This window comes from Roseibium sp. (assembly GCF_025698965.1).
In the GTDB taxonomy this organism is placed as follows: Bacteria; Pseudomonadota; Alphaproteobacteria; order Rhizobiales; family Stappiaceae; genus Roseibium.
In genome coordinates this window covers 1-10,805 of the sequence record NZ_JAILWL010000212.1, presented here as the reverse complement: position 1 = coordinate 10,805, position 10,805 = coordinate 1, and the positions used below count along the sequence as shown (strand labels likewise).

8 protein-coding genes and 2 pseudogenes are annotated in these 10,805 nt (G+C 56.7%); 4 read left to right on the top strand and 6 right to left on the bottom strand.

Features of this window, described 5'->3' with window-relative positions; genetic code table 11:
- Nucleotides 1-242 precede the first annotated feature (242 nt).
- A complete protein-coding gene (locus tag K5905_RS17390) occupies nucleotides 243-422 on the top strand; it encodes a VOC family protein (RefSeq protein ID WP_297586116.1) in 180 nt (59 codons plus the stop codon).
- A gap of 154 nt (nucleotides 423-576) precedes the next feature.
- On the opposite strand, the gene K5905_RS17385 is transcribed toward K5905_RS17390, so the two are convergent.
- The 6 genes and pseudogenes from K5905_RS17385 to K5905_RS17360 all read right to left on the bottom strand — a co-directional run bounded on the left by K5905_RS17385 (nucleotide 577) and on the right by K5905_RS17360 (nucleotide 8,093).
- On the bottom strand, nucleotides 577-2,010 hold the full coding sequence (locus tag K5905_RS17385; RefSeq protein WP_297586115.1) for a glyceraldehyde-3-phosphate dehydrogenase: 1,434 nt from the start codon (nucleotides 2,008-2,010) through the stop codon (nucleotides 577-579).
- 440 nt (nucleotides 2,011-2,450) lie between these two features.
- Complete coding sequence (locus K5905_RS17380) at nucleotides 2,451-3,350, bottom strand: hypothetical protein (RefSeq protein WP_297586112.1); 900 nt, start codon at nucleotides 3,348-3,350, stop codon at nucleotides 2,451-2,453.
- On the bottom strand, nucleotides 3,350-4,168 hold the full coding sequence (locus K5905_RS17375; RefSeq protein ID WP_297586109.1) for a hypothetical protein: 819 nt from the start codon (nucleotides 4,166-4,168) through the stop codon (nucleotides 3,350-3,352). The genes K5905_RS17380 and K5905_RS17375 overlap by 1 nt, the downstream gene beginning before the upstream one ends.
- 692 nt (nucleotides 4,169-4,860) lie before the next feature.
- Nucleotides 4,861-5,954 (bottom strand): annotated as a pseudogene (locus K5905_RS17370) (IS3 family transposase).
- Between the two features lie 422 nt (nucleotides 5,955-6,376).
- On the bottom strand, nucleotides 6,377-7,054 hold the full coding sequence (locus K5905_RS17365; RefSeq protein WP_297586106.1) for a hypothetical protein: 678 nt from the start codon (nucleotides 7,052-7,054) through the stop codon (nucleotides 6,377-6,379).
- A 139-nt stretch (nucleotides 7,055-7,193) separates the two neighbouring features.
- Nucleotides 7,194-8,093, bottom strand: coding sequence for a LysR substrate-binding domain-containing protein (locus K5905_RS17360; protein ID WP_297586103.1), 900 nt, complete (start codon nucleotides 8,091-8,093; stop codon nucleotides 7,194-7,196).
- A gap of 292 nt (nucleotides 8,094-8,385) precedes the next feature.
- Here K5905_RS17360 and K5905_RS17355 point away from each other — a divergent pair, with 292 nt between their 5' ends.
- From K5905_RS17355 to K5905_RS17345, 3 genes and pseudogenes are all read left to right on the top strand, one after another.
- The gene (locus tag K5905_RS17355) at nucleotides 8,386-9,414 is read left to right on the top strand and encodes an ABC transporter substrate-binding protein (protein ID WP_297586100.1); all 1,029 of its coding nucleotides are present in this window, start codon (nucleotides 8,386-8,388) and stop codon (nucleotides 9,412-9,414) included.
- A gap of 63 nt (nucleotides 9,415-9,477) precedes the next feature.
- Nucleotides 9,478-10,521, top strand: coding sequence for an ABC transporter ATP-binding protein (locus K5905_RS17350; RefSeq protein WP_297586097.1), 1,044 nt, complete (start codon nucleotides 9,478-9,480; stop codon nucleotides 10,519-10,521).
- Nucleotides 10,522-10,805, top strand: a pseudogene (locus tag K5905_RS17345) (ABC transporter permease); the annotation flags it as partial. It lies immediately after the preceding gene.

Sequence of the window (10,805 nt, the reverse complement as noted above, 5' to 3'; positions counted from 1 at the left end):
CCTCTCTCTCATTTTCGCCGTCATTGCGGATGTTCTTTTCTTTGACATTCTGCCTGCTCCGACATTTTACGCCGCCTCAGGTTTCATCGTTGTCGCAACACTGGTTGTCGCGTTGAAAGACGGCCGTCGGAAGCCCGCAGTCGCGTTGCGCTAAACCAATCTCGAGGGAGCGAAGGTTCGTTTCTTCGAGCGTCAGCATACGTCCGCCTTTGCAACTGGGTCGAGTTCTGGCGAACGGCAAATTGGTCAGAGACCTGGCCTTCCAGGTTGAAACGGAAGACGAGGTCAAAACCCTCCATCAGACATGGAAAGACGCCGCAATTGTCATCGAACAGGAGCTGGAGAAGGCCGTCTTCGGCCTGACCTTCGTCGCCCTTGACCCGGACGGGCACCGAATTCGTGTCAACCTGCCGGACGGGTGATTGGAGCCGGCCCTGGTGAGGCAGCGAAACGGTCAAAGGCGTGGGATGAATTGAAAGGAGGGCTTGAGCCTGGCTTCAAATCCAACCAGTGACTGGCACAGTCCTATGGGGCTAAGCCGTGGCCTAGCCCCATTTTAGGCCGTTGAAGCCAATATCACTCAGGGACTGACGGGTATTTCATCCCGGCGACTTCTTGCATAAGCCGGATCACCTGGGTGCTGTATCCCGCCTCGTTGTCATACCAGACGTAGAGGACGAGGCGGTTGCCATCGACGATCGTGGCCTGGCTGTCGACCACACCGGCATGGGTGGAGCCGACCAGATCGGATGAGACCAACTCGGTTGACGCCGTGTAGTCGATCTGGTCCTGCATCGGGGATTGTACGGAAACCCCTCGCAGGTAGTCGTTCATTTCCGTGTCCGTCGTCTCACGCTGAAGGTTCAGGTTCAGGATTGCCATGGAGACATTGGGAACCGGCACCCGAACAGCGTTGCCGGTCAACTTGCCCTTCATTTCAGGCAGGCACTTTGCCACCGCACTTGCCGCACCTGTGCTCGTCAACACCATGTTCAAAGGTGCGGACCGACCACGGCGATCCCCTTTGTGGTAGTTGTCGATCAGGTTCTGGTCATTGGTAAAGGCGTGGATGGTTTCCACATGACCGTTCTCGATCCCGAACTCATCGTTGATCACCTTGAGCACGGGCGTGATCGCGTTGGTCGTGCACGAGGCGGCGCTCAGAATGTCGTCATTCTCGGTAACGTCACCATGGTTCACGCCATAGACGACATTCTTGATGTTGCCTTTTCCCGGCGCGGTCAGAATGACCTTCGAGGCGCCCGGACATTTCAGGTGTTGACCAAGCCCTTCCTCGTCGCGCCATATTCCCGTGTTGTCGACCACCAACGCATTACGGATGCCGTATTTGGTGTAATCCACCTCGGCTGGCGAGTTGGCATAAATCACCTGAATGTAATTGCCATTGGCGATAATTGCGTTCTGTTCTTCGTCAACCGTGATCGATCCTCTGAACGCGCCGTGGACGGAGTCCCGTCGCAAAAGACTGGAGCGTTTCTTGAGATCGCCGTCCCTGCCGCCACGCACGACAATTGCGCGCAGGCGCATTTTGTTGCCGGCACCGACGCGTTCAATCAGCATGCGGGCGAGCAGACGGCCAATACGCCCGAAACCATAAAGAACGACGTCTTGCGGCTCTTGCAAAATGGAGGTTTTGCCGGTGTTGATGCTCGCAAGTTGCTCCTTCACGAAGCTCGAAACATCGCCACCCTGTTCCATGTAGCGGTGGCACAGCTTGCCGAGGTCGACGCGGGACGCGGCGAGGTCCATCTCAAGCATCGCCTTGACGATTTCAAGACTTTTGGAGACTTCCAGCTCCTGCCCGGTAATCTGCAGGCCATAACGGTGTGCCTTGATGATCTCGATTGCGGAGTTGTTTAAAAGGCGCCGCCCAAAAATCCGGATGTTGATGCCGTAATCACGGTAGAGATGACCCACCAGAGGGATCATCTGCTCGGCGGCGGACTGTTGATCCTTCCAGTTATCGAAGTGATTATCCATAGCCGCCATTTCCAACAACTCCCTTATGGTCTTTCCAGCGCACTGATCGGCAGGTTTTGGGGTCCTGACCCCAGGCCGCGCCCGGTGTTTAGCTCTTGTGCAAACACAATGTCCATAAGCAGTTTCAAGATTAATCGATTGAAATCGGAGGAATTTTTTGGCCCGCTTCCCGACCACCGGGAAAGTCGCATCCGGAACCTTACCGACACCTGAAAATCAACACATAGATACTTGGCCTGATCGTAAAAATTCAGGACCGATACTGCCTGTTCGCCGACATCATCAGGTGTGGCTGTTGAGGTCCGGTTTCGGGAAAAAGCACACAGCAATAGATTGACGGAAATGAAGGCACGAAGAGGTTATTCGTGCAGATTGCAGCGAAGGCCCGCTTAGAGCTCGCTTCGACCAACGCTCATGAGATCCCCCGATCCAATTGGAACCGATACGCTCTAATTCGGGATGGAGGCGGCGATAAGCCTGGCGGTCTCGGCCCGTTGTTCCGCCGTATAGATGGCTCCCGGCTTGATCGCGAAGCTGGGAGTGAGGTTCAAACGCGCTACAAACGCCTCGACCGCGACGTCGGCCACCTCACGGGCAGGTGTAAGTCCGCTGGGGCGCCCTTCTCCGACGGGTGCGTCGGAGGCCAGGGTGGATGCGGAAAGGGCATGCAGGACCTCAGGCGCATCAATCAAAGGTAAGGCCTTGAGCATGAATACGATGCTGTCAGGGTCGGCCTGGGGAATTTGTGTCAGTAAACTGGTCCGCGCTTGCCCATCACCCAATGCCGATAGCGCCAGCCGCGCTGCCAAGGCTGCCGGAACAGTGGGCTCCTGTGGTTGCGCCTTAACCAGGCGGGTGCCGGAAAGGTGGTTCGAGAGAACGGCCTCCGATCCGGGCACCAATGCCCCCAGGAGCAATACGCCCCCTTCCGCGTCCGGTGCCGCGAGAGCCGCCGTTACCGCGGCCCGAAGCTGGGCTGCGACGGGGTCGGCTGGTGGGCCATGGGCCAACACGAATTTGAGCGCCGCAGCGCTGGCGCGAGCGCGCAGATCAGCGTTTGGGGCGCCGATATAGGGTAACACGGGCGCCAGCGCCTCTGCACCGCCGACGGCTGCCAACAGATCCACCAGGTCCGATTTCGCGTCGGCGGTCTCCGCCGCGGCCAAGCGAGCAGCCAGGGGTGCCACGGCGGCTGGGCCTGCCTCTACCAGAGCCTTCGAGGAGCCTCCAGCCAACGCGGTTTCGATAACTGCCTCAAGGTTCATGTCGTCTGCCATAGTGCTTCCTGCAAGCCAGGTGAACAGAAACGCCCATGCGGCACATCTGGCCAGGTTGCGGTGTCGAGCCATTAAGTGCCCGACGGATTGATAATGTTGGCCTGAGCGCGCGAAATGAGCTGCCCCGTTCGCACCGCGCCACTTGCGATCAGGTGCGTTGCAGTGCCGCTGTGCGGACTGATCCCACGCAGGTGAATGGTCTCGTGCGCCAGGGTTTCAGCATGGGTTGAGCCGGTGATAACGTCTTGCATCAGGCAGTTTTTTTCACCGGCCAAAGTTCCGGCACGGGTGTTGTTGACCGCAGGTGTCGCATCCTGCTCATACTGCCATACGAAGAAGACATTGAAGTCTGCGGCAGCGTCAGCGAAGTTCGTGACGTCGTCCCATTCATGTTCGGCGGCGGCCACACCCGGCAGGTGGCTGGAAAACCGCACGGTGGCGCCCAGGTTCTGTGGAACCGTTATAATCCGTGCGCTCTTTCTGTACATCCGCACGTTGGCCTGGGTGTCCAGCAATCGATTGACGCCCCGTATCAGGGTGTTGAGGTCGCCAATGTTGCGATTTGTCTTGTGGCCGGCGTTGTCTTTGACATAGTGGAATGCCGTATTGATCTTGACCTCGGTCTTGACCGAGATTTCGAGCATGTCGCTGTTGAGAACGGGCCCCGTAAATCCTGCGTTCGGCACAAAACGAATATACCCCTTGCCGACCTTAAGTCCTTTGATTGTCAAATGATGATCGGCGCCGACGCGGCGATAGGTGATCCTGGCAATGTCGTTGGGGATCAAATCAGGGATCAGGGCTCCGGCCCCCCGCACCACAAGCGTGCGCTCCCACCCCCTCGGGACCATTTGCCACTTGGGTGATGCTGAGGCATCGAAGCCGAACATGGGTATACGAGGGGCGAAGACAATTGGCATACGTCAAGTTCCAAACCGACTATCGTGCTTTAAACGCTTTCAGGGAGCATCTCTTTCTTATGCTTTGCAGCGCACAAGAATTGACGCATCACTGGGCTTCGTATGGCAAGTAACTTCTCTGAAGTGTGGATCGACCTGCCCGATAATGCAAGAGCAACCTCTAGGGCATCGGGAAAAACTTTACACAGCGCGACAAGTAAAGTCGCGACCTGCGAAAGGCCATTTCTTAAGTTCGTGAACGACGGCACAGTCAGCATTTCTGCGATTTGCTCTGATCGCAAAAACGTCAGCTCTCGGAATTATGTTGCAAAACAGAGAACGTCCGATTGGGGGGGCAAAGCGGTCATTGAACCGACAGGTCCCGCCGTTGGCTTTGAACCCTATCGTCTTCAGAGGCTTGCCTAAGAAAGGCCCCTCCCCACCCTCCCGAAGCTCATCCTGCCAATTCGCCGCGATATGCACAACATGCAGGGTTGGCAGGTTTTGCGGAGATTGAGAGCTGTGAAGGCAAATGACATCCGGTTTGGGAAGGTCGGCTCTTCCTGCACTTGCCATTTTCCGTGCACTCGGTTTAAAGCCGGGATTTTCTTTATCGGATTGCACAAGCGACGCTCTTCCCAGACTGATGCCAGTCTCGAGTTAGTTTTTGAGAGATGGCATTTTCATGCCGCGGTGTCCAATACGGGTTGCTCTCCTTTCGCGAATTCTTCTGGTGTGAGCCAGTTCAGAGCCGAATGGGGCCTGAGTGCGTTGTAGTGTTGCCGCCAGTCTTCGATGATGTGCCGGGCTTCTGCCAGGGTCGAGAACAGGTTCTCGTTCATGCATTCATCCCTTTGTCGGCCGTTGAAACTTTCGATCAGTGCATTCTCGTTCGGTTTGCCGGGTCGGATGAAGTGAAGGCCGACCCCGGTTCGTTTCGACCAGTCGAACATGGCCATGGAAGTGAACTCCGTTCCGTTATCGCAAACTATACCGAGAGGTCGTCCGTGCCATGTGATCAACTTGTTCAACTCCCTGGCAACCCGCACACCACTGATCGAGGTGTCAACGATGCTAGCCAGGCATTGACGCGAATAGTCATCGATCACATTCAGGATCCGGATGCGTCGACCATTGCTCAATTGATCATGCAGGAAGTCCGTGCTCCATCGCATGTTGGCCTTGGTTGGCACGGTCATAGGCTGGCGCATGACAGCCGACCTTCGCTTTGGTTTGCGTTTGCAAACCTGAAGCTTCTCCTCGCAGTAGATGCGATGGGTCTTCTTGTGATTGGCCCTGAAGCTCTCGCGCCGCAGCAGGATATGCAGACGGGGATGACCAAACCGTCTGTGGCGATCAGCTAGGTCTCGCAGGCGCTGTCTCAATGCCGTCTCCTGGGGGCGTCTGGAGCGATACCTAACGCTTGAGCGTGCCGCATGTGCAAGACGGCAGGCACGCCTCTCGCTCAGGCCAAACGCCTTCAAGAGCTCGACCACCTTGCGGCGGGCTTCAGGGCTCAGATCTTTTTTAGAACATCCTCCAGAGCCATCTTGTCCAGTGACAGGTCCGCAACCAGCTTCTTCAGCTTTGCATTCTCAGCTTCCAGATCCCGAAGTCGGCGCGCCTCGCTGACTTCCATGCCGCCGAATTTGGCTTTCCACTTGTAGAAGCTGGCATCCGACATGCCGTACCGACGGCAAAGCTCCCTGGCCGAAACACCCGCCTCGTGCTCCTTCAAAATGCCGATAATCTGTTCTTCTGAAAATCTGCGCTTCATCAGTGTCTCCTTCGAAAAAAGAAAATCACTAACTCAACACTGGATCAATCTACGGGGAGAGGGTCGCTATGTAAATAATTCTGGCGACACACAAACCTTTCAGCCAGAAATGGAATGATTAGGTTTCAACTCTTTTGGCGTTATTTGTTTGCAGCAAGCGTTTCTATCGGCAATCTACGCTTTTCTAGAGTCTATATTCTTTGGCGGGGGAAATGCCCCTCACTCCCGAAACTCATCCAACCTTTTCGCCACAATATCCACGAACCTTATGGCGATCTGCGACACTGGTTTGTGCTTGGGGTAGAGCGCCTGGTAAGCGTAGTGGATCTTTGGGGTGAACGGGAGGACAACAACCTGGTTAAATTGCTCAAGGTAGGAGGCGGTGACTGGGTCGACTAGGGCGAGGTCAGTGCCGCCGGTGACTATGGCTCACGAAGCCAAAAAGCCTCGCCTGTAGATTCAATAACACCAATGTACCCATCACCAATTTTGGGTTCCGCTGCAATTTTTGCTAGTACCTTAAGATTGGAATCATAGACAACAGCACCGTCACCATCTTTCGTCCAACGCTTTGCATCCGATAACGTTGTCTCATCACAATTTTGTAGTTGAATTGCGGGAATTGCCACGACGCTGGCCACACTGAAACGGATTGTACAGTTGGTTTCTGTGTCTTCGAACCATAGCTTATAAACACCCTCGACTGAGGCAGGGCGTCCAAAGTTCTTGTCACTATCAGACCTTGCTAGTCCTTGGTATCTATCGATATTCAGAGGTGCATTTGACTCTATCCATGCGTTCCAGTGGATTTCATCCATTGCAACATTAGAGTTGTTGCGCAATGCGTTTATGGCAAACCTTCGAGCTTCTGGCGGTTGATTTTCCGTAGTCCCCCCTTTCTCACCGGCCAGGATTGCCAGAGCCACGTCAACCATCTTGAGATCAAGTTCGCGATTGTCATTCCAAAATCCCAGGATACTTGTAACAACCGCCGCAATGAACGTAAGCGCGGATCCAATCAATGAACCGATCAAAGTGTAGAACGCTATTGTGAGTTTTGTCGGAGCCTGACTTCCGAGATCATTTGTCTCTTCGCCCATATCTAGACCACTCTCTACCTACAATGTAGTGACATGATCAAATGAAGATCAGAAATTGTAAAGCGCACAAACTTCAGGTAATGCGAGCCCTCGCCGCACCTAGGTGGGCCGTTCACTCGCGAAGAGCGCAATCCCCCCCTCACTCCCGAAACTCATCCAGCCTCTTCCCGACGATTTCCATGAATTGCCGGGCGATTCGGGAGACCGGTTTATGTTTGGGGTAGAGCGCCTGGTAGGAGTAGAGGATTTTCGGGGTGAAGGGGCGGATGGTGACGAGGTTGAGGCGTTCCAGGTGGGCGGCGGTGATGGGATCGATGAGGGCGATGCCGGTGCCGCTGGCGACGAGGTGGCCTGCGGCAAGTGACAGCTGGGTTTCCACCTGCAGCTTGCGGTCCACGCCCGCCGCTTCGAAAACAGCATCGATCTTCTGCCGGGTCGGATAGCCCATGCCGAGCGATATGAACGGTTCGCCGTGCATGTCCGCCGGGGTCAGCACCTCTTTCTTCGACAGCGGATGGTCCCTCGGCAGAATGGCGACCTGTGCGGCCGTCAGCAGCAGTTCGGAGGCAACGCTCGGGTGGTTGACGCTGATTTCGGCAAAGCCGAGGTCGTATTGCTGGGAGGCGATGCACTCTGCGACCTTTTGTGAACTGCGGATCTGCAGGGCGACGGAAATGTCCGGCCGCTCCTGGCAGAAACTGCCGATGATCGAGGGTAGAAATTCCAGTGCCATGGCCGGCATGCCGGCAATATGCAGCGTGCCGCGCCGGTAGGTTCCGATTTCCCGGGCCGCTTCGGCAATCGTTTCCAGGCCGATGAAGGAGCGCTCGACCTCCTCGAACAGGGTGAGCGCTTCGGGTGTCGGGGTCAGCCGTTTTTTGCTGCGCACGAATAACGGGTAACCGACCTGGTGCTCCAGATCCGAAATCAGGCGGCTTGCCGCCGGTTGCGACACCAGAATGCGACGGGCGGCCTCGGTCACGCTGTTGGTTTCAATCATGGCGCGAAACGCGTCGAGCTGACGGTGGTTGAGCTTCATGCTGCGATCCGTTGTGGTCCGAAAGAACATAACATTTGCGCATGATAATCGAAAAAATTGGAATTTGATATATGAACTCCGATCCGGCATCAAACGAGTGTGGTGATTTTGAAGTTCGTCTTGTTGAGGCAACGTCTTCCGAAGCGAATTTCAAATTCGAGAACCACACGAGAAACAGAGACTCGCTGGTCACCTTTTTTGAACCTGAAGCTCGTTCTGAGCATGCTGAAAAGTGAGACGACCTTCAGTTCCAGGTGACTGGATATCCGTCCAGAGATGAGGGGAATTCAAGATGCGTGCATTGTTAAGCACCGCCGCGGCGCTGGCCCTGACAGCCACCGTCGTGAATGCAGAGGAAAAGACCGTTTACCTGGCCGCTTACGGCGGCTCCACCGAGGCCCTGTTCAAGGATGTCATCATCCCGAAATGGCAGGAAAAGACAGGTGCCAAGGTTGTTTACGTTTCAGGCAACTCCACCGACACGCTTGCCAAGCTCCGCGCCCAGGAAGGCGCGCAGGAAATCGACATCGCGTTCATCGATGACGGCCCGATGACCCAGGCCATCAATTTCGGCTATTGCGATACTGTTGATGCCGACACATTCGACGGTCTTTACGATGCTGCCCGCATGCCGGACAACAAGGCTGTCGGCATCGGCATCGTTGCCACGGGCCTTGCCTATAACAAGGATCTGTTCGCGGAGAAGGGCTGGGACGCGCCGACCTCCTGGGCTGACCTTGCCGATCCCAAGTTCAAGGGCATGGTCGCCATTCCGCCAATCACCAACGGCTATGGCCTGCATGCCCTGATCATGGCGGCCAAGCTGAATGGCGGCGGCGAAACCGATATCGAGCCGGGCTTTGAAATGTTCGAAAACAAGATCGGCGAAAACGTTCTGGTCTATGAACCGTCTTCGGGCAAAATGTCGGAGCTTTTCCAGAACGGCGAGATCGCTCTGTCCGTCTGGGGCAGTGGCCGCCTGAAGTCTCTTGCCGACACCGGCTTCCCGGGGGCGTTTGCCTATCCGGATGAAGGTGCGGTCAATCTTTTGATCGCGGCCTGTCCGGTCGTCAACTCAGACGTTCCCGAACTGGCGCAGGACTTTCTGAAATTCATGGTCTCGCCGGAAATGCAGCGGTACTTCGCCGTCGAAAAGGGCTGGGGTCCGGTGCACAAGGACACCGAACTGTCGGACGAGGAAATCGGCGCCCTGCCGGTCGGCCCCGGCCGTGTCGATAAGCTGGTGACAATTGACTACACCGTGGTCAACAAGGAACGGGGTGCCTGGACACAGCAGTGGACCCGGCGCATCGAGAACTGATCGATTACCCCTTCGGGATGCGCGGCTCCCGCGCATCCCCCTCCGGCAGCTGAGACGCGACTTATGGCCTTCCTGACACTTCAGAACCTGACCAAATCCTTTGGTGACTTTGTCGCCGTGCAAGACATGACCCTGTCGATCGAGCGCGGTGAGTTCATTTCCCTGCTGGGGCCATCGGGCTGCGGCAAAACCACCACCTTGCAGATGATTGCCGGGTTGCTGACACCGACGGCAGGGCAGATCCTGCTGGACGGCAAGGATATTTCCAGGACGCCACCGAACAAGCGCGGCCTCGGCATCGTCTTTCAAAGCTATGCCCTGTTTCCGCACATGACGGCGCTGGAAAATGTCGCCTTTGGTCTGGAAATGCGCGGTATCGGCAAGGCCGAACGGCTTGAACGGGCGGGAAAGGCGCTGGATCAGGTGAAGCTTGGCCGGTTCGTTGACCGCTACCCGAAGCAGATGTCGGGGGGCCAACGCCAGCGCGTCGCACTGGCCCGGGCGCTGGTCATCGAGCCGCCGGTGCTGCTGCTCGACGAACCGCTTTCCAACTTGGATGCCAAGCTGCGCGAAGACATGCGCATTGAACTGCGCCTGCTGCAGCAGGATATCGGCGTCACCACCATTCTGGTCACCCATGACCAGGAAGAGGCATTGTCCATGTCGGACAGGATCGTCGTCATGCGCGACGGTGAAATGGCCCAGATTGCCGAACCGCTGGATCTTTACGAACGCCCGACCGACCTCTTCGTTTCCGATTTTGTCGGCAAGACCAACCTGATCAACGGCACCGCCTGCGGCCCGGACACCGTCACCGTCGACGGTCAGGAGCTGCCTGCCCCCGGTCACGGACACACGACCGGCGAGACGGTGACGCTGTCGATCCGGCCGGAAAAATTCCGTCTGGCACCGGACGGCGACGGCCATCCGGCAACGATCCGCGCCGCGATCTTCCTGGGTGCGAGCTGGCTCTACCGGGTGGACAGCCCGATGGGTGAGTTGTTCGTTTCGCAGACCAATACCGGCGCTCCGGGTTTCGCGCGCGGACAGGTCGCCCGGATTTCCTGGCCGGCTGAGGCCATGACGCTTTTTGCCGAGGCCGCGTAGATGACCGGGTCCCGCTTTTCAGCCTATCTGATGACCGCCCCCGGGCTGGTCTTCTTTGCCGCCCTTCTGGGCGTTCCCATGGTACTGACCTTCCTGCTCAGCCTGCATGCCTATGACTTTACCGCGGGCGTTTTGCCCGGCTGGACGCTAAGCAACTATGTCGATGTTCTGGGAGATCCCTATTTTCACAAGATCTTCGCGCGCACCTTCGGTCTGGCGCTGCTGGTCACGGTTCTCTGCGCGCTGATCGGCGCTCCCGAGGCCTATGTTCTCTCGCGCCTGCC